The 17,756-nt window shown below is 71.5% G+C and carries 17 protein-coding genes; 7 read left to right on the forward strand and 10 right to left on the reverse strand.

Annotated elements, in window-relative coordinates; genetic code table 11:
* Nucleotides 1–29: 29 nt before the first annotated feature.
* Genes HGB54_RS06890 through tkt form a run of 5 tightly spaced genes read right to left on the reverse strand, consistent with a single transcriptional unit; the run spans nt 30 to nt 7,387 of the window.
* Entirely contained in the window at nt 30–950 is a 921-nt protein-coding gene (locus HGB54_RS06890; RefSeq protein WP_168915782.1) for a glucose-6-phosphate dehydrogenase assembly protein OpcA, read from the reverse strand.
* Nucleotides 947–2,488, reverse strand: a complete 1,542-nt coding sequence (gene zwf / locus HGB54_RS06895; RefSeq protein ID WP_168915783.1) for a glucose-6-phosphate dehydrogenase — start codon at nt 2,486–2,488, stop codon at nt 947–949. The genes HGB54_RS06890 and zwf overlap by 4 nt, the downstream gene beginning before the upstream one ends.
* A gap of 47 nt (nt 2,489–2,535) precedes the next feature.
* Nucleotides 2,536–4,131, reverse strand: coding sequence for a glucose-6-phosphate isomerase (locus HGB54_RS06900; protein WP_168915784.1), 1,596 nt, complete (start codon nt 4,129–4,131; stop codon nt 2,536–2,538).
* Entirely contained in the window at nt 4,128–5,237 is a 1,110-nt protein-coding gene (gene tal / locus HGB54_RS06905; RefSeq protein WP_168915785.1) for a transaldolase, read from the reverse strand. The genes HGB54_RS06900 and tal overlap by 4 nt, the downstream gene beginning before the upstream one ends.
* A 56-nt stretch (nt 5,238–5,293) precedes the next feature.
* Nucleotides 5,294–7,387 (reverse strand): transketolase, encoded by a 2,094-nt coding sequence (tkt, locus tag HGB54_RS06910; RefSeq protein WP_168915786.1) that lies wholly within the window; start codon nt 7,385–7,387, stop codon nt 5,294–5,296.
* 268 nt (nt 7,388–7,655) lie between these two features.
* Here tkt and HGB54_RS06915 point away from each other — a divergent pair, with 268 nt between their 5' ends.
* The gene (locus HGB54_RS06915; protein WP_168915787.1) at nt 7,656–8,576 is read left to right on the forward strand and encodes a heme o synthase; all 921 of its coding nucleotides are present in this window, start codon (nt 7,656–7,658) and stop codon (nt 8,574–8,576) included.
* Between the two features lie 22 nt (nt 8,577–8,598).
* Here HGB54_RS06915 and HGB54_RS06920 read toward each other — a convergent pair whose 3' ends face one another.
* Nucleotides 8,599–9,579, reverse strand: a complete 981-nt coding sequence (locus tag HGB54_RS06920; protein ID WP_228545719.1) for a COX15/CtaA family protein — start codon at nt 9,577–9,579, stop codon at nt 8,599–8,601.
* Between the two features lie 223 nt (nt 9,580–9,802).
* On the opposite strand from HGB54_RS06920, the gene sufB reads away from it, so the two are divergent.
* From sufB to HGB54_RS06945, 5 genes are all read left to right on the forward strand, one after another.
* Entirely contained in the window at nt 9,803–11,221 is a 1,419-nt protein-coding gene (sufB, locus tag HGB54_RS06925; protein ID WP_168915788.1) for a Fe-S cluster assembly protein SufB, read from the forward strand.
* A gap of 50 nt (nt 11,222–11,271) precedes the next feature.
* Entirely contained in the window at nt 11,272–12,444 is a 1,173-nt protein-coding gene (gene sufD, locus HGB54_RS06930; protein ID WP_168915789.1) for a Fe-S cluster assembly protein SufD, read from the forward strand.
* Between the two features lies 1 nt (nt 12,445).
* The gene (locus HGB54_RS06935; protein ID WP_168915790.1) at nt 12,446–12,772 is read left to right on the forward strand and encodes a non-heme iron oxygenase ferredoxin subunit; all 327 of its coding nucleotides are present in this window, start codon (nt 12,446–12,448) and stop codon (nt 12,770–12,772) included.
* A gap of 95 nt (nt 12,773–12,867) precedes the next feature.
* Nucleotides 12,868–13,632, forward strand: a complete 765-nt coding sequence (sufC, locus tag HGB54_RS06940) for a Fe-S cluster assembly ATPase SufC (RefSeq protein ID WP_168915791.1) — start codon at nt 12,868–12,870, stop codon at nt 13,630–13,632.
* 4 nt (nt 13,633–13,636) lie between these two features.
* Nucleotides 13,637–13,966 (forward strand): metal-sulfur cluster assembly factor, encoded by a 330-nt coding sequence (locus HGB54_RS06945; protein WP_168915792.1) that lies wholly within the window; start codon nt 13,637–13,639, stop codon nt 13,964–13,966.
* A gap of 79 nt (nt 13,967–14,045) precedes the next feature.
* Here the strand turns inward: HGB54_RS06945 and HGB54_RS06950 are convergent, their stop codons facing one another.
* A complete protein-coding gene (locus tag HGB54_RS06950) occupies nt 14,046–14,675 on the reverse strand; it encodes a biotin transporter BioY (protein ID WP_228545721.1) in 630 nt (209 codons plus the stop codon).
* A 92-nt stretch (nt 14,676–14,767) separates the two neighbouring features.
* Here HGB54_RS06950 and abc-f point away from each other — a divergent pair, with 92 nt between their 5' ends.
* Nucleotides 14,768–16,366: a ribosomal protection-like ABC-F family protein gene (gene abc-f / locus HGB54_RS06955; protein WP_168915793.1), complete on the forward strand. Its 1,599-nt coding sequence runs from the start codon at nt 14,768–14,770 to the stop codon at nt 16,364–16,366.
* 12 nt (nt 16,367–16,378) lie between these two features.
* On the opposite strand, the gene HGB54_RS06960 is transcribed toward abc-f, so the two are convergent.
* Genes HGB54_RS06960 through HGB54_RS06970 form a run of 3 tightly spaced genes read right to left on the reverse strand, consistent with a single transcriptional unit; the run spans nt 16,379 to nt 17,731 of the window.
* A complete protein-coding gene (locus HGB54_RS06960) occupies nt 16,379–17,197 on the reverse strand; it encodes an SURF1 family cytochrome oxidase biogenesis protein (RefSeq protein ID WP_168915794.1) in 819 nt (272 codons plus the stop codon).
* A 4-nt stretch (nt 17,198–17,201) separates the two neighbouring features.
* Complete coding sequence (locus HGB54_RS06965) at nt 17,202–17,444, reverse strand: hypothetical protein (RefSeq protein WP_228545722.1); 243 nt, start codon at nt 17,442–17,444, stop codon at nt 17,202–17,204.
* Nucleotides 17,441–17,731, reverse strand: coding sequence for a DUF3099 domain-containing protein (locus HGB54_RS06970; RefSeq protein WP_168915795.1), 291 nt, complete (start codon nt 17,729–17,731; stop codon nt 17,441–17,443). Before HGB54_RS06970 ends, HGB54_RS06965 begins: the two co-directional genes overlap by 4 nt.
* Nucleotides 17,732–17,756 lie beyond the last annotated feature (25 nt).

The following is a 17,756-nucleotide window of genomic DNA, read 5'->3' on the forward strand; positions in this document are numbered from 1 at the left end:
GCGGCTCGGGAGCCGCGCGGTCGACGGCCTCAGGCCGCGGGCTCGAGTCCCGAGCGCAGCACGTCGCCGAACACGTCGTCGGGGTCGAGCCTACGCAGTTCCTCGGCGAGGCATTCGCGCAGGGTGCGCCGCGGAAGCGACAGCTCGTGGGTCGGCTGCCCGGCCTGCGTGAGCCGCGCGATGGCCGGCTCGGTGCGCTCGAGCGTGAGCGGGCCGGACGAGCGGTGCAGCACGACGCGCGAGAGCCCCGCGGTCGCGTCGTCGCCGACGACGCGCACCTCGACGGGCACCTGCAGCTGACGGCGCAGCCAGGCGGCGAGCAGCACGGTGGAGGGGGAGTCGGGCGGGCCCTCGACCTCGACGCGCTCCACGGGCTCGTACGGCGGCTGGTCGAGCGCGGCGGCGAGCTGGGCGCGCCACAGCGTGAGCCGCGTCCAGGCGAAGTCGGTGTCGCCGGGCTCGTACTCGCGGGCGAGCCGCTCGAGGCGGGCGAGGGGGTCGGCCGAGGCCGCGGCGTCGGTGATCCGGCGCTGCGCGAGATCGCCGAGCGGCGTCTCGCCGGGCCGCGACGGGCACTCGCCGGGCCACCAGGTCACGACGGGGGCGTCGGGCAGCAGCAGCCCGGTCACGAGGCCGTGCTGGTCGCGCGCCGCGTCGCCGTGGGCGCGCAGCACGACGACCTCGCTCGCGCCCGCGTCACCGCCGACCCGGATCTCGGCGTCGAGCCGGGCATCCGCGTCGGCGCTGTCGGTCGAGACGACGATGATGCGCATCGGATGCTCGCGCGAGGCGTCGTTCGCGGCCGCGATGACGTCCTCCTCCTCGCCGATGGTCGTGGCGATGATGAGCGTCAGCACGCGACCGAGCGCCACGGCGCCGGCCTCGTCGCGGATGCGCACGAGCGTCTTGGTGACCTTGCTGGTCGTGGTGTCGGGCAGGGTGATGATCACGGGCGCCTCCAGACGCGGCCGTCGCGGGCGAGCAGGTCGTCCGCGGACTTCGGGCCCCAGGTGCCGGGCGCGTACTGCTCGGGGCGCCCCTGGGTGGCCCAGTACTCCTCGATCGGGTCGAGGATCTTCCAGCTGAGCTCGACCTCCTCGTGGCGGGGGAACAGCGGCGGCTCGCCGAGCAGCACGTCGAGGATGAGCCGCTCGTAGGCCTCGGGGCTCGCCTCGGTGAAGGCGTGGCCGTAACCGAAGTCCATGGTGACGTCGCGCACCTGCATGCCGGCGCCGGGCACCTTCGAGCCGAAGCGCATCGTGACGCCCTCGTCGGGCTGCACGCGGATGACGAGCGCGTTCTGGCCGAGCGCCGAGGTCTGGCTCTCGGCGAACAGGTACTGCGGGGCCCGCTTGAAGACGACGGCGATCTCGGTGACGCGGCGGCCGAGGCGCTTGCCGGCGCGCAGGTAGAAGGGCACGCCCGCCCAGCGGCGGGTGCCGATGTCGAGGCGCATGGCGGCGTAGGTCTCGGTGACCGACTCCGGGTTCATGCCGTCCTCCTCGAGGAACCCGAGCACGTGCTCGCCGCCCTGCCACCCGCCGGCGTACTGGCCGCGGGCGGTCGCGGCGCCGAGATCCTTCGGCAGGCGCACGGCCGAGAGCACCTTCTCCTTCTCGGCGCGCAGGTCGGCGGCGTCGAACGAGACGGGCTCCTCCATCGCCGTGAGCGCGAGCAGCTGCAGCAGGTGGTTCTGGATGACGTCGCGCGCCGCCCCGATGCCGTCGTAGTAGCCCGCGCGCCCGCCGACCCCGATGTCCTCCGCCATGGTGATCTGCACGTGGTCGACGTAGTTCGCGTTCCAGATCGGCTCGTACATCATGTTGGCGAAGCGCAGCGCGAGGATGTTCTGAACCGTCTCCTTGCCCAGGTAGTGGTCGATGCGGAACACCGAGTCGGGCGGGAACACCGATTCGACGACGGCGTTCAGCTCGCGCGCCGTCGTGAGGTCGCTGCCGAAGGGCTTCTCGATGACGACGCGGCGCCACTGGCCGTCCTCCGCCTCGGCGAGGCCGCTGCGGCGCAGCTGCTGGGTCACCTGAGGGAACGACTTCGGCGGGATCGACAGGTAGAAGGCGTGGTTGCCCATCGTGCCGCGCTCGCGGTCGAGCTCGGCGATCGTCGCCGACAGCCGCTCGAAGGCCGCGTCGTCATCGAACTCGCCCGAGACGAAGCGGATGCCCGCCGCGAGCTGCTTCCAGACGTCCTCGTTGAAGGGCGTGCGCGCGTGCTCCTGCACGGCGTCGTGCACGACCTTCTCGAAGTCCTGGTCCTCCCAGTCGCGCCGCGCGAAGCCGACGAGCGCGAAGCCCGGCGGCAGGAGGCCGCGGTTCGCCAGGTCGTAGACGGCGGGCATGAGCTTCTTGCGCGACAGGTCGCCGGTGACCCCGAAGATGACGAGCCCGCTCGGACCGGCGATGCGGTTCAGGCGGCGATCATCGGGGGAGCGCAGCGGGTTGCTGTCCGGCGAGATGTCGACCGGGGGCATGGATCTCCTCGTACGGGAAGGGTGGTCGGTGCTCGGGCGAGCGGCGCTCAGGCGAGCGCGGTGATGAGCGCGGCGATGGCGCTCGCATCGGAGACCGTGAGCGTCACGACCGGTCGCCCGTGGTCGGCGAGCACGCGGGCGTCGCCGGCCGCCTGCGCGGCGATGAGCTGCCCGAAGGTGAACGGCCGGTCGGCGATCTCGAGGTCGCCCTCGGCCGTCGAGACGATCTGCAGGAACACCCCGTGCGCGGGACCGCCCTTGTGGTACTGGCCGGTCGAGTGCAGGAAGCGCGGACCCCAGCCGAAGGTGGTCGGCCGTCCGCTCGCGGCCGCGATGCGGTGGCGCACGGCCTCGAGCTCGGGGTGCGCGGTGCGATCGAGGTAGGCCTGCACGGCGACGTAGCCGTCGGCGGGCACCGCCGCGAGCAGGCGGTCGACGGCCTCGCTCACGGTCGTGGCGCCCTCGAGCAGGGCTTGCGGCCCGGCGACGCCGACCCCGCCGTCGACGAACAGCGGTTCGACCGGCTCGGGGCGCGCGTCGAGCAGGCCGCGGGCGGCGACCTTCGCCGACTCGACGTCGGGCTGGTCGAAGGGGTTGATGCCGAGCATCATGCCGGCGATGGCGGTCGCGTACTCCCAGGTCATGATGAGCGCGCCGAGCGATCCGGAGAGCTCGATCTCGCCCTCGGCGACCTCCTCGGTCGCGCGGGCGTCGGCGACGAGGCGCACGACCTGGACGTCGGGGGCGTGGGAGACGAGCTCCGGCGCGTCGATCCCGACGACGACCGGCAGGATGCCCGTGCCGTCCTTGCCCGTCGACTCCGCGATCAGCTGCTCGACCCAATCCCCGAGCCCCACGACGTGCGTGCCGTCGGCGACGAGCACGAGCTTGTCGCGCCGGGGCTCGGTGCCCGCGATGGCCGCCGCGAGCTGCAGCCCGGGGTTCGAGGGGCTGTCGATGGAGAGCGGCGCGAGCGCGGCATCCGCCTCGTCGAGCAGTTCGGCGATGTCGGCGCCGGCGAGGCCGGAGGGCACGAGGCCGAAGGCGGTGAGCGCCGAGTAGCGCCCGCCGACGGTCGGGTCGGCGGTGAAGACGCGGTACCCGGCGGCGCGCGAGGCCTGCTCGAGCGGCGAGCCCGGGTCGGTGACGATGATGATGCGCTCGGCGGGGTCGATGCCGGCGGCGGTGAAGGCCGCCTCGAAGGCGCGCTTCTGGCTGTCGGTCTCGACGGTGGAGCCGGACTTGGAGGAGACGACGACGGCCGTCGAGGCGAGGTCGTGCTCGACGACGCCGCGCACCTGGTGCGGGTCGGTGGCGTCGAGGACGACGAGCGGCGCGCCCGCCGTCGCGGTGATGACCTCGGGGGCGAGCGAGGAGCCGCCCATCCCGCATAGCACGATGCGGGTCACGCCGCGCTCGGCGAGCTCCTCGCGCAGCTGCTCGATCTCGGCCACGAGCGGGCGCGAGACGCCGACCGCCTGGATCCAGCCGAGCCGCACGGAGGCCTCGGCCTCGGCGGCAGGGCCCCAGAGCGTCGCGTCGCCCGCGGTGAGGCGGCTCGCGACGAGCTGCTCGACCAGCGCCGGTACGTGCCGCTCGATCGCCTCGGCGGCCGCGCCGCGCGCGCCGACGGTGGCGGTCACTTGGCCGCCTCGAGCGCGGCCGACACGGTGTCGAGCAGCTCGTTCCAGCTGACGATGAACTTCTCCACGCCCTCCTTCTCGAGCAGCGCGGTGACCTCGGCGATCGAGACGCCCTGCTCCTCGAGGGCCGCGAGCACGGCGCGCGAGGCCTCGTACGAGCCGCTGACCTCGTCGCCTTCGACCACTGCGTGGTCGAAGGTCGCCTCGAGGGTCTTCTCCGGCATGGTGTTCACGGTGTCGCCGACGGCGAGGGCCGTGACGTAGAGGGTGTCGGGCAGCGCCGGGTCCTTGACGCCGGTCGAGGCCCAGAGCGGGCGCTGCACGTTGGCGCCGGCCTCGAGCAGGGCCGCGGCGCGGGGCTCGGCGAAGGCCTGCTCGAAGAGCTCGTAGGCGAGGCGGGCGTTCGCGATGCCGGCCTTGCTCTTGAGGGCGAGCGCCTCGGGGGTGCCGATCGCCTCGAGCCGCTTGTCGATCTCGGAGTCGACGCGCGAGACGAAGAAGGAGGCGACGGAGTGGATGGTCGCGAGGTCGTGCCCGGCGTCGCGCGCCTTCTCGAGCCCGGCGAGGTAGGCGTCGATCACGGCGCGGTACCGCTCGAGGCTGAAGATGAGCGTGACGTTGACGCTGATGCCGGCGCCGATGGTCTCGGTGATCGCCTCGAGCCCCTCGAGCGTCGCGGGGATCTTGATCATCGCGTTCGGGCGGTCGACCTTCGCCCAGAGCTGGCGCGCCTGCTCGATCGTGCCGGCGGCGTCGTGGGCGAGGCCCGGCTCGACCTCGATCGAGACGCGGCCGTCGCGGCCTGCGGTCGACGCGTACACGGGGGCGAAGATGTCGCTCGCCGCGGCCACGTCGTCGGTGGTGATCTCGAAGACGGCGTCGGTCACATCGACGCCGGCGGCCGCGAGGTCGCGGATCTGGTCGTCGTAGGTCGTGCCGGTCGCGAGCGCCGCCGCGAAGATCGTGGGGTTGGTCGTGACGCCGACGACGTCGCGGTCGGTGATGATCGCGGCGAGCCCGCCGGAGGAGATGCGATCGCGCGAGAGGTCGTCGAGCCAGATGCTGACGCCGAGCGCGCTGAGCTGAGCGGTGGGGGTGGAGGTCATGCTGTCCTCGGTTCTCTGGTGCTGCGGGGGAGGTGGGGGTCGGTGGGGGAGCGGGTTCAGCCCGCGGCGAGCGACTCGTGCGCGGCGGCCACGGCGGCCTCGGTCGTGATGCCGAACTCGCGGTACAGGGTCTGGTAGTCCGCCGAGGCGCCGAAGTGCTCGATCGAGACCGCGCGACCGCGCACCCCGAGGTAGCGGTGCCAGCTCAGCGAGAGGCCCGCCTCGATGCTGACGCGGGCGGTGACAGCGGCCGGCAGCACGGACTCGCGGTACTCGGCGCTCTGCTCCTCGAACCACTCCAGGCTCGGAGCCGAGACGACGCGGGCGTGGACGCCCTCGCCGGCGAGCACCTCGCGGGCCTCGAGCGCGATCTGCACCTCGGAGCCGGTCGCGATGAGGATGACGTCGGGCGAGCCGTTCGCAGCCTCGGCGAGCACGTAGGCGCCGCGCGCGACGTGATGGGCCGCGGCGAGCACCTCGCCCGAGGCGACGTCGTCGCCGCGCTCGAACACGGGCACGTTCTGGCGGGTCAGCGCGAGACCGGCCGGGTGGCTGTGCCGGTCGAGGATCGTCTTCCACGCCCAGGCGGTCTCGTTCGCGTCGGCCGGGCGCACGATGTCGAGCCCCGGGATGGCGCGCAGCGCCGCGAGCTGCTCGACCGGCTGGTGCGTCGGGCCGTCCTCGCCGAGCGCGACCGAGTCGTGCGTCCAGACGTAGGTGACCGGCACGCCCATGAGGGCGGCGAGGCGCACGGCGGGGCGCATGTAGTCGCTGAAGATGAGGAAGGTGCCGCCGAAGACGCGCGTGCGGCCGTGGAGGGCGATGCCGTTGAGGATCGCGCCCATCGCGTGCTCGCGGATGCCGAAGTGCAGGATGCGGCCGTAGGGGTCGGCCTGCCACTCGTGCGTGGAGTGCTCGGCGGGCACGAACGAGCCGCCGCCCGCGATGGTCGTGAGGTTCGACTCGGCGAGGTCGGCCGAGCCGCCCCAGAACTCGGGAACCACGCCGGCGATGGCGTTGATGACCTTGCCGCTCGCGGCGCGGGTCGACACGCTCGTGCCGCCCTCGAACACCGGCAGCGCCTCGGTGAGGCCCTCGGGCAGCTCGCCCGCGAGCATCCGGTCGAGGAGGGCCTTCTTCTCGGGGTTCGCGGTCGCCCAGGCGTCGAAGCCCTGCTGCCACTCGGCGTGGCGCTCGGCGCCGCGCTCGACGGCGGCACGCGTGTGCGCGATGACCTCGTCGCTGACGACGAAGCTCTGCTCGGGGTCGAAGCCCATGATCGTCTTCGTCGCGGCGAGCTCCTCGCCGCCGAGGGCCGAGCCGTGGATCTTGCCGGTGTTCTGCTTGGTCGGGGCCGGCCAGCCGATGATCGTCTTGAGGATCACGAGGCTCGGGCGCCCGGTCTCGGCCTTCGCCGCCTCGAGCGCGGCGTGCAGCGCGTGCACGTCCTCGACGTACTCGCCGGTCTGCTTCCAGTCCACCGTCTGCACGTGCCAGCCGTACGACTCGTAGCGCGCGGCGACGTCCTCGGTGAAGGCGATGTCGGTGTCGTCCTCGATCGAGATCTGGTTCGAGTCGTAGATCGCGATGAGGTTGCCGAGCTGCTGGTGGCCGGCGAGCGAGCCGGCCTCGCTCGTGACGCCCTCCTGCAGGTCGCCGTCGCCGGCGATGACGTAGACGTGGTGGTCGAAGGGGCTCTCGCCGGCCGGGGCGCCGGGGTCGAGCAGGCCGCGCTCGAAGCGGGCGGCGTAGGCGAAGCCGACGGCGGAGGCGAGGCCCTGCCCGAGCGGGCCGGTCGTGATCTCGACGCCGTCGGTGTGGCCGTACTCGGGGTGGCCGGGGGTCTTCGAGCCCCAGGTGCGCAGCGACTTGAGGTCGTCGAGCTCGAGGCCGTAGCCGCCGAGGTAGAGCTGCACGTACTGCGTCAGCGAGCTGTGCCCGGCCGAGAGGATGAAGCGGTCGCGCCCGAGCCACTGCGGGTCGGCGGGGTCGTGCCGCATCGTCTTCTGGTGCAGCAGGTAGGCCACGGGGGCGAGGCTCATCGCGGTGCCGGGATGCCCGTTGCCGACCTTCTCGACGGCGTCCGCCGCGAGCATTCGTGCCGTGTCGACAGCGGCGGAGTCCAGCGGGTCCCAGGTGAGGTCGGTCATGACGGGGGTACAGCCCTTTCTCGATGCGAGCTCAGGGGCGATCCGGGTGGTGCTGCCCCTGGCGGGAACCTTGCCGTGATCGTCATCGATCGTGACCGCGGCCCACTCGGGCACCCGTGAGGGCGCCCCCGTTCGAGAGACGGACGTGGCGGCTGACAAGCTCGCCCCAGTATAGGGAGGGCCTCTGTCGTGCGGGGGCGCGGGCCGAGCATCCCCCCAGCACCGCTCCCGTAGACTCGACGGCGAACCCGCCGCGCGAAGAGGAGACATGGATACTGCGCTCGACCCGTCGATCACGACCCGTCCGCGCACCCTCAAGCGCACCGTGGCGGCGTACGTCGCCCTGACGAAGCCGCGGGTCATCGAGCTGCTGCTCGTGACGACCGCCCCGGTCATGATCCTCGCGGAGGGCGGGCTGCCGAGCCTCTGGCTCGTGCTCGCGACCCTCATCGGCGGCGCCCTCTCGGCCGGATCGGCCGGCGCGTTCAACATGTACATCGACCGCGACATCGACCGCATCATGCAGCGCACGCAGAACCGGCCGCTCGTGACGGGCGAGCTCACCGACCGGCAGGCGCTCGTCTTCGCCTACGTGCTCGGCGTCGTCTCCATCGTCTGGCTGCTCATCACGACGAACTGGCTCGCCGCGTCGCTCGCGCTCGCCGCCATCCTCTTCTACGTCGTCATCTACACGCTCGTGCTCAAGCGCCGCACCGAGCAGAACATCATCTGGGGCGGCATCGCCGGCTGCTTCCCGGTCGTCATCGGCTGGACGGCCGTGACCGGCTCGCTCGACTGGCCGCCGCTCATCCTCTTCCTCGTCGTGTTCCTCTGGACGCCGCCGCACTACTGGCCGCTGTCGCTCAAGTACCGCGACGACTACGCCTCGGCCTCCGTGCCCATGCTCGGCGTCGTGCGCGGGCGCGCCATGGTCGGCCTGCAGACGATCCTGTACGCCTGGGCCACGGTCGCCTGCTCGCTGCTGCTCATCCCCGTCGCCGACATGGGTGCGCTCTACTCGGGCGCCGCGGTGCTCGCGGGGGCCTGGTTCATCATCGAGAGCCACCGCCTCTACTCGCGCGCGCTGCACGGCCGCGAGGCGAAGCCGATGAAGGTCTTCCACGCCAGCATCACCTACCTGACGCTGCTCTTCGTGGCCGTCGGCATCGACCCGCTGCTGCCGTACTAGCGGCCGCGTCCCGCCGAGCGGGCTAGCGGGCGACGAGCTCCGGCTCCGCGGTTGCGGCGGTGAGAGCGGCGTCCTCGTCGCGGGTCGTCCGCATCTCCAGCAGCACGCGCGTCACCGCGGCGATGAGCACGCAGGCGAGCACCATGTGCGCCCCGACGAGGATCTCGGGCAGGCCGAGCCGCGCCTGGGCCACGCCGATGACGATCTGCGCCCCCTCGACGAGCAGCAGGCCCACGGCGGCGCGCTGCACGCGGGCCAGCCCGAGCCGCGCGGCGACGACGAGCAGCGCCAGGCTCAGGCCGGCGGTGATGTAGGCCGGCCAGGAGTGCACGTGCTGCAGCAGCTCCGAGTCGAGGCCGTTGCGCGCCGCGCCGCCGTCGCCCGCGTGCGGGCCCGAGCCGGTGACCACGATGCCGACGAGCACGGTGACCCAGGCGCCGACGGCGGTCGCGAGGCCGAGCATCCGCACCGGGGCCGGCACGGCGAGCGAGCGCGAGGCCGGCCCGCGGTAGACGCGGAAGACGAAGACGGTCGCGAGCGCGACGAGCGCGGTCGAGACGACGAAGTGCAGGCCGACGATCCACGGGTCGAGGTTCGTCAGCACGGTGATGCCGCCGATGATCGCCTGCGCCGGGATGCCCAGGCCGAGGGCCACGGAGAGGCGCAGCAGCTCGGGGCGCTCGCGTCGCATGCGCACGACGAAGGCGAAGGCGGCGATGGCGATGATGACGAGCACGAAGGTGAGCAGGCGGTTGCCGAACTCGACGATGCCGTGGATGCCCATCTCGGGCGTCGCGACGAACGAGTCCGCCGTGCACCGCGGCCACGTCGGGCAGCCGAGGCCCGAGCCGGTGAGGCGCACCGCGCCGCCGGTGCCGACGATGAGGGTCTGGCTGACGAGGGAGGCCCAGGCGATGAACCGCACGCGCCGATCGACCGTCGTCGGGAGCCACGCGCGCGCCGCGCGCACCGAGCCGACCAGGTTCTGCCACAGGCGATTCACGGTGCCGCACCCTCTCCGTCCAGGCTGAGCACGGTAGACTTCCAGCGCTCACCATCAGTGTCGATAGCGGGTGCCTCCGCGGGTTCCGCGTGGGGCATCGACCCGCCAGAGTCCAGTGTAAATCGGGCTCCATGAGCATCCGCCCTCAACAACCCCATCGCGTCCCGCGAGGGGAATGGGCCGCCATCGCCACCGGTTGGGTTCGGCAACAGAGAGGAACATCGTGTCTGACGTGCTTATCGATCGACCCGAGCTGGAAGGTCTGGGGCAGTACGAGTTCGGCTGGTCCGACTCCGACGCCGCCGGCAGCACCGCCCGCCGCGGCATCAGCACCGAGGTGGTCTCCGACATCTCCGCGCTCAAGAGCGAGCCCGAGTGGATGCTCAAGACGCGCCTGAAGGGCTACGACCTCTTCGGCAAGAAGCCGATGCCGAACTGGGGCGCCGACCTCTCGGGCATCGACTTCGACAACATCAAGTACTTCGTGCGCTCGACCGAGAAGCAGGCCACCACGTGGGAGGAGCTCCCCGAGGACATCAAGGCCACGTACGAGAAGCTCGGCATCCCCGAGGCCGAGCGCCAGCGCCTCGTCTCCGGCGTCGCCGCCCAGTACGAGTCCGAGGTCGTCTACCACCAGATCCGCGAGGACCTGGAGGAGCAGGGCGTCATCTTCATGGACACCGACACGGCGCTGCGCGAGCACCCGGAGCTGTTCCAGGAGTACTTCGGCACGGTCATCCCGCCCGGCGACAACAAGTTCGCCGCGCTCAACACGGCCGTCTGGTCGGGCGGATCGTTCGTCTACGTGCCGCCCGGCGTGCACGTCGAGATCCCGCTGCAGGCCTACTTCCGCATCAACACGGAGAACATGGGCCAGTTCGAGCGCACGCTGATCATCGCGGACGAGGGCTCGTACGTGCACTACATCGAGGGCTGCACGGCGCCGATCTACAAGAGCGACTCGCTGCACTCGGCCGTCGTCGAGATCATCGTGAAGAAGAACGCCCGCGTTCGGTACACGACGATCCAGAACTGGTCGAACAACGTCTACAACCTCGTCACGAAGCGCGCCGTCGCCCACGAGGGCGCCACCATGGAGTGGATCGACGGCAACATCGGCTCGAAGGTCACGATGAAGTACCCGTCGATCTTCCTCGTCGGCGAGCACGCCAAGGGCGAGACGCTCTCGGTCGCCTTCGCCGGCCCGGGCCAGCACCAGGACGCCGGCGCCAAGATGATCCACATGGCGCCGTACACGACGTCGTCGATCATCTCGAAGTCGATCGCCCGCGGCGGCGGTCGCGCCGGCTACCGCGGCGAGGTGCGGGTGGATGCCGCCGCGCACCACTCCGCCAACACCGTGCGCTGCGACGCCCTGCTCGTCGACACCATCTCGCGCTCCGACACATACCCGGCGATCGACATCCGCGTCGACGACGTGCAGCTGGGGCACGAGGCCACGGTCTCGCGCGTGAGCGAGGAGCAGCTGTTCTACCTGCAGTCGCGCGGCCTGCCCGAGGACGAGGCCATGGCGATGATCGTGCGCGGCTTCATCGAGCCGATCGCGCGCGAGCTGCCCATGGAGTACGCGCTCGAGCTCAACAAGCTCATCGAGATGAACATGGAGGGCAGCGTCGGCTGATCGCCCGCGCCGCCGCCCTCCCGCCCCCCACGAAAGGACCCCCAGGCTCGATGACCGAGACCCTGATCGCCGACGCCCTCGCCGCCCGACTGGCGGACGTGCCCATCCAGACCCGATCCGCCCGGCCGACCTCGTTCGAGCCGGCGGACTTCGCCGCCCCCTCGGCGCGCGAGGTCAACTGGAAGCTCAGCGACCTGCAGCGGCTCGCGCCCCTGTTCGTCGACGAGGCGGGCGGGCACGGCACGGTCGACTACGAGGTGGATGCCCCCGCCGGGGTGCACGTCCCCTCCGAGGGCCTCGACGCCCCCGTCCGCGGGGAGATCTTCCGCCCGGAGGACCTGCCGAGCGCCATCGCGTGGAAGCGCAGCGAGAACGCCCTGCACCTGCGGCTGCGCGCGGGCGAGGTGCTCGAGCAGCCGGTGCGCGTGCGCCTGCACGGCACCGATGCGTCCGGTCACGCCAACGCCCACATCGTCATCGAGGCCGAGCGCGACGCGCACGGCACCGTGGTGCTCGAGCACACGGGCAGCGCGCAGTACGCCCAGAACGTCGAGATCATCGTGCGCGACGGCGCGGCGCTGACCGTGCTCTCGCTGCAGACGTGGGAGGACGACGCCGTGCACGCCGCGGCGCATCAGGCAGTGGTCGGGCGCCGGGCATCCCTCACGCACTTCGTCGTCAGCCTCGGCGGCGCGGTCGTGCGCGTGAACCCGAGCGTTCGGCTCGCCGGCGAGGGCAGCCACGCCGAGCTCTACGGCCTCTCCTTCGCCGACAGCGGCCAGCACCTCGAGAGCCAGGTGTACATGTTCCACGAGGGGCCCGCGACCAAGGGCAACGTGCTCTACAAGAGCGCGCTGCAGGGCGCCAAGGCGCGCACCGTCTGGATCGGCGACGTGCTCATCGGCGCCGACGCGGTCGACACCGACTCCTACGAGGCGAACCGCAACCTCGTGCTCACCGACGGCGCCCGCGCCGACAGCATCCCGAACCTCGAGATCGAGACCGGCGAGATCGCCGGCGCCGGTCACGCGAGCGCCACGGGCCGCTTCGACGACGAGCAGCTGTTCTACCTGCGCTCGCGCGGCATCTCCGAGAAGGAGTCGCGCCGCCTGGTCGTGCTCGGCTTCCTCATGGAGATCGTGCAGAAGATCACCGTCGAGGACGTCCGCGCGCGGCTCATCGACGCCGTCGAGGCCGAGCTCGCGACCATGGAGGTCGACTGACATGGCCGGCACCCGCGTCTGCGCCGACAGCGAGCTCGCGCCCGCCACGGCCATGAAGGTCGTCATCGACGGCAAGCCGATCGCCGTCGTGAAGGACTCATCCGGCGCCGTGCACGCGCTCGGCGACACCTGCACCCACGGCGATATCTCGCTGAGCGAGGGCTTCGTCGAGGACGGCACGCTCGAGTGCTGGGCGCACGGGTCGAAGTTCGACCTCGCGACCGGCGCCCCCAAGAACTTCCCGGCCTTCGAGCCGGTGCCCGTCTACGCGGTGACCGTCGAGAACGGCGAGATCCTCGTGGACGCCGCGACGACCATCGCGCCCTGACCGGCGCCCCTCAGCAGCAACCGCCCGCTCCCGCGGGCACGACGAGCAGCAACCTCCCGCTCCCGCGGGCACGACGACGAACGGAACCCCACGACATGTCCACACTTGAGATCCGCGACCTGCACGTCTCGATCGCCACCGATCAGGGCCCCAAGGAGATCCTCCGCGGCGTCGACCTGACCATCAACAAGGGCGAGATCCACGCGATCATGGGCCCCAACGGCTCGGGCAAGTCGACGCTCGCGTACACGATCGCCGGGCACCCCCGCTACACCGTCGACTCGGGCTCGATCACGCTCGACGGCGAGGACGTCCTCGCGATGAGCGTGGACGAGCGCGCCAAGGCGGGCCTGTTCCTCGCCATGCAGTACCCGGTCGAGATCCCCGGCGTGACGGTGTCGAACTTCCTCCGCACCGCGAAGACCGCCCTCGACGGCGAGGCCCCGCCCCTGCGCAGCTGGGTCAAGGACCTCAAGAGCTCGATGGAGGCCCTGCGCATGGACCGCGGCTTCTCGGAGCGCAACGTCAACGAGGGCTTCTCGGGCGGCGAGAAGAAGCGCCACGAGATCGTGCAGCTCGAGCTGCTCAAGCCCAAGTTCGCCGTGCTCGACGAGACCGACTCCGGCCTCGACGTCGACGCGCTCAAGATCGTCTCGGAGGGCGTGAACCGCGTCAAGGAGTCGACCGGCCTCGGCGTGCTCCTCATCACGCACTACACGCGCATCCTGCGCTACATCAAGCCCGACTTCGTGCACGTCTTCGTCGAGGGCCGCATCGCCGAGCAGGGTGGCGCCGAGCTGGCGGATCGCCTCGAGAACGAGGGCTACGATCGCTTCGTCACCGAGACGCCGGTAGCCTGACCGCATGCCCGTCGCACTCGAACCGAAGCTCTTCGACCAGGTCGAGGAGGGTCTCAAGGACGTCATCGACCCCGAGCTCGGGGTCAACATCGTCGACCTGGGGCTCGTCTACGACCTCGCGTGGGACGAGGAGTCCGACGCCCTCATCATCTCGATGACCCTCACCTCGGCCGGCTGCCCGCTCACCGACGTCATCGAGGAGTCGGTCGCCAACTCGCTCGACGGCATCGTCGCGCAGTTCCGCATCAACTGGGTGTGGATGCCGCCGTGGGGCCCCGAGCGCATCACCGACGACGGTCGCGACATGATGCGCGCGCTGGGCTTCAGCATCTGACCTCCGCCATCGCGTCGAATGGAGAACGCCCCCGCCGATCATTCGGCGGGGGCGTTCTGCATGCGGGATGCGCGGGCTGTCAGGCCTCGTCGGCGCGACGCGCCTCGGCCGCACGCCAGAGCGCGGGCATGAGCGCGGCGGCGATGCCGGCCTTGATGAGGCCGCCGATGATGAACGGCACGAAGCCCGAGGCGAGCACGGCGCCGAGGTCGTTCGGCAGGCCGAGCTGGCCGAGCGACATCGCGAGCCAGGGGAGTCCGACCGCGAAGACGACGAGGGAGCCGCCGATGAAGGTGACCGCGGCCTTCAGCCATCCGCGGTCCCACTGGCGCTCGGCGGCCCAGCCGACGATCGCGGCGGCGAGCACGAAGCCGATGATGTAACCCCCGGTCGGGCCCGCGATGATGCTCCAGCCCGACTCCGCGTCGCTGAACACCGGCAGGCCGAGGCCGCCGACGATGGCGTAGAGCGCGAGCGAGGCTGCGCCGCGGGCCGCGCCGAGCGAGGCGCCGACGATGAGCACGGCGAGGGTCTGACCCGTGACGGGCACGGGCCAGAGCGGCACGGCGATCTGGGCGAGGGCGGCGACGAGCGCCGTGCCGCCCATGACGAGGATGACGTCGGTGGCGAGGGTGCGGGTCTGGACGCGGTCCACGAGAGTGGGACGGGCGAGGGTGATGGCGTTCGTCACGGCGGTGGCGTTCCTCACGGGATTCGAGGGTCAGGGGACCTCGGTAGACTATCGGGCTGACCCCCCGTCGCCCCGGCTGACGAAACCCACCAAAGAAACGGACCTCCGCTGTGCTCGCTGTTCAGGATCTCGAGATCCGGGTCGGCGCGCGCCTGCTCATGGAGAACGTCGCCTTCCGGGTGGACAAGGGCGACAAGGTCGGCCTCGTGGGGCGCAACGGCGCCGGCAAGACGACGCTCACCAAGGTGCTCGCGGGGGACGAGCTGCCCGCCGCGGGCAGCGTGCAGCGCACGGGGGAGCTCGGCTACCTGCCGCAGGATCCGCGCTCGGGGGATCCCGAGCAGCTCGCCCGCACGCGCATCCTCGACGCCCGCGGTCTCGGCCAGATCGTCATCGACATGCAGCAGGCGACGCAGGACATGGCGAGCCCCGACCCCGAGGTGAGCGAGAAGGCGATGAACCGCTACGGGCGGCTCACCGACCGCTTCCTCGCCCTCGGCGGCTACGCGGCCGAGGCCGAGGCCGCGTCGATCGCGAGCAACCTCAACCTGCCCGATCGCATCCTCAGCCAGCCGCTCAACACGCTCTCGGGCGGTCAGCGCCGCCGCATCGAGCTCGCCCGCATCCTGTTCAGCGATGCCGAGACGATGATCCTCGACGAGCCGACCAACCACCTCGACGCCGACTCGGTGGTGTGGCTGCGCGAGTTCCTCGGCAGCTACCAGGGCGGCTTCATCGTGATCAGCCACGACATCCACCTGGTGGAGGAGACCGTCAACAAGGTCTTCTACCTCGACGCGAACCGCCAGGTCATCGACATCTACAACATGGGCTGGAAGCACTACCTGCGCCAGCGCGAGGCCGACGAGGAGCGCCGCAAGAAGGAGCGCGCCAACGTCGAGAAGAAGGCCACCTCGCTGCAGCAGCAGGCCGCGCGCTTCGGCGCCAAGGCCTCGAAGGCCGCCTCGGCGCACCAGATGGTCGCCCGGGCCGAGAAGATGCTCTCGGGCCTCGAGGAGGTGCGCGCCGTCGATCGGGTGGCGAAGCTGCGGTTCCCCGATCCGGCGCCCGTCGGCAAGACGCCGCTGCAGGCCCGCAATCTGTCGAAAAGCTACGGCTCGCTCGAGATCTTCACCGCCGTCGACCTGGCGGTGGACCGCGGCTCCCGCGTGGTCATCCTGGGCCTCAACGGCGCCGGCAAGACCACGCTGCTGCGCATCCTCGCGGGCGTGGACGCGCCCGACACGGGCGAGCTCGAGCCCGGTCACGGCCTGCGCGTCGGCTACTACGCGCAGGAGCACGAGACGCTCGACGTGAAGCGCAGCGTGCTCGAGAACATGATGTCGGCCTCCGAGACGATCACCGAGCGCGAGGCGCGCAGCGTGCTCGGCTCATTCCTCTTCCTCGGCGACGACACCGCCAAGCCGGCCGGCGTGCTCTCGGGCGGCGAGAAGACGCGCCTCTCGCTGGCGATGCTCGTCGTCTCGAAGGCGAACCTGCTGCTGCTCGACGAGCCGACGAACAACCTCGACCCGGCCAGCCGCCTCGAGATCCTCGGCGCGCTGTCGAGCTACGCCGGCTCCGTCATCCTCGTCAGCCACGACGAGGGCGCGGTCGAGGCGCTCAACCCCGAGCGGGTGCTCATCATGCCCGACGGCGTCGAGGACCTCTGGACGAAGGACTACGCCGAGCTCATCTCGCTCGCCTAGCGCGGTCGACCCTCAGCGCGGGGCGTCGAGCAGCGCGTCCTCCTCGTCGGCGTCGCTCGGGCGGCGCCGGGCCGGCTCGGCCACGGGCACCCCGGTGCGCTCGGATTCGAGGGCCCGGGCATCCTGCCGCAGCGCCCACCCGAAGCCGATGAAGGCGAGGATCGCGAAGACGTACCACTGGAACGTGTAGCTGAGGTGGGGGCCCTCGTCGAGGACGGGGCGCTGGGCCGGGAGCGGGCGCTGCGCGGGCGCCGGGTCCTCGGCGATGAGCTGGCCGTAGGCGGTCGTCTCGACCTCGGGGCCCAGCAGCTCGGCGATCTGCGGCAGGTTGATGGTCGCGATCTGGCCCTCGGGCGCCCCGCGGCCGGCGATGGTGGGCTCGCCGGGCTTGAGGCGCGCGGTGACCTCGACGCGACCGGCGGGCGCCTCGGGCACGACGTCGGGGGAGTCCTGCGCCGAGCCGATCGGCAGCCAGCCGCGGTCGATGACCACGACGGTGCCGTCGTCGAGCTGCAGCGGGGTGAGCACCCCGAAGCCCGGCCGGCCGTCGCGCGGGCGGTTGCGGGCGAGCAGCTGGTCCTCGGCGAGGTACTCGCCCTCGAGCAGCACGGGCAGCCACTCGTCAGCCGGGTCGAATCCCTCGCCCATGGCCTCGGCGTAGTCGACGGGCTCGGCGTCGTAGTTGTCCTCGATGAGGCTGATCTCGGCGACCGCCTCCTCGCGGCGCGCCCACTGCCAGAGCCCGAAGCCGACGCAGACGATCGCGACGATCACGGTGAGGGCGAGGTAGCCGAGCCACTTGCGCGACAGGGCCAGGCGCGCGATGCTCATGCGCTCATTCTCCCCGATCGGGCACGCGGCCGACGACGACGCCCGCGGGCGTGATCGTCACGGGGAAGCCGCGCTGGTCGACGAAGTCGTACAGGAAGTCGCGGTGCTCCTCGCAGGCGAGCCAGACCTTCACCCGGTCGGGGGTGTGGATGCTCGGGTTGCGCCAGTTGACGGCCCACACCGCCTCGGCGCGGCAGCCGGCCCGCGAGCAGCGCGTGCCCGAGATCTCGCCAGGTAGGGAGATCACGCGGAGGGCCCGGGCCCGCCGGGGGCGTACGGCAGCATCTGGCCGGGGCGCTCGACGGCGGGGCCGGTGGTCGGCGCGACGTTGTTGGCGACGAGCACGGCGAAGGAGGGCAGGATGACCGCGCCGAGCGCGGGGATGAGCAGCCACCACCCGGGGGTGACGAAGCAGGCGGCGATGCAGACCAGGCGGATGCCCATCGCGACGGCGTACTTCACCATGCGGGTGTGCCGCTCCTCGGCGGGAGAGGCGGGGATGCTCGTGATGGCGGCGCCCGGCGTCTGCTTCATGTCGGCTCGATCCTACGAGCGCAGC

Origin of the sequence: Microcella flavibacter, from assembly GCF_012530535.1 — a bacterium.
GTDB classification, from domain to species: domain Bacteria; phylum Actinomycetota; class Actinomycetes; order Actinomycetales; family Microbacteriaceae; genus Microcella; species Microcella flavibacter.

Coding starts and splice junctions, on each gene's coding strand:
- sufD (WP_168915789.1), top strand. CDS start 11,272: ATGACCGAGACCCTGATCGCCGACGCCCTCGCCGCCCGACTGGCGGAC.
- sufC (WP_168915791.1), top strand. CDS start 12,868: ATGTCCACACTTGAGATCCGCGACCTGCACGTCTCGATCGCCACCGAT.
- HGB54_RS06960 (WP_168915794.1), bottom strand. CDS start 17,197: ATGAGCATCGCGCGCCTGGCCCTGTCGCGCAAGTGGCTCGGCTACCTC.
- tkt (WP_168915786.1), bottom strand. CDS start 7,387: ATGACCGACCTCACCTGGGACCCGCTGGACTCCGCCGCTGTCGACACG.
- HGB54_RS06945 (WP_168915792.1), top strand. CDS start 13,637: ATGCCCGTCGCACTCGAACCGAAGCTCTTCGACCAGGTCGAGGAGGGT.
- HGB54_RS06915 (WP_168915787.1), top strand. CDS start 7,656: ATGGATACTGCGCTCGACCCGTCGATCACGACCCGTCCGCGCACCCTC.
- tal (WP_168915785.1), bottom strand. CDS start 5,237: ATGACCTCCACCCCCACCGCTCAGCTCAGCGCGCTCGGCGTCAGCATC.
- zwf (WP_168915783.1), bottom strand. CDS start 2,488: ATGCCCCCGGTCGACATCTCGCCGGACAGCAACCCGCTGCGCTCCCCC.
- HGB54_RS06935 (WP_168915790.1), top strand. CDS start 12,446: ATGGCCGGCACCCGCGTCTGCGCCGACAGCGAGCTCGCGCCCGCCACG.
- HGB54_RS06970 (WP_168915795.1), bottom strand. CDS start 17,731: ATGAAGCAGACGCCGGGCGCCGCCATCACGAGCATCCCCGCCTCTCCC.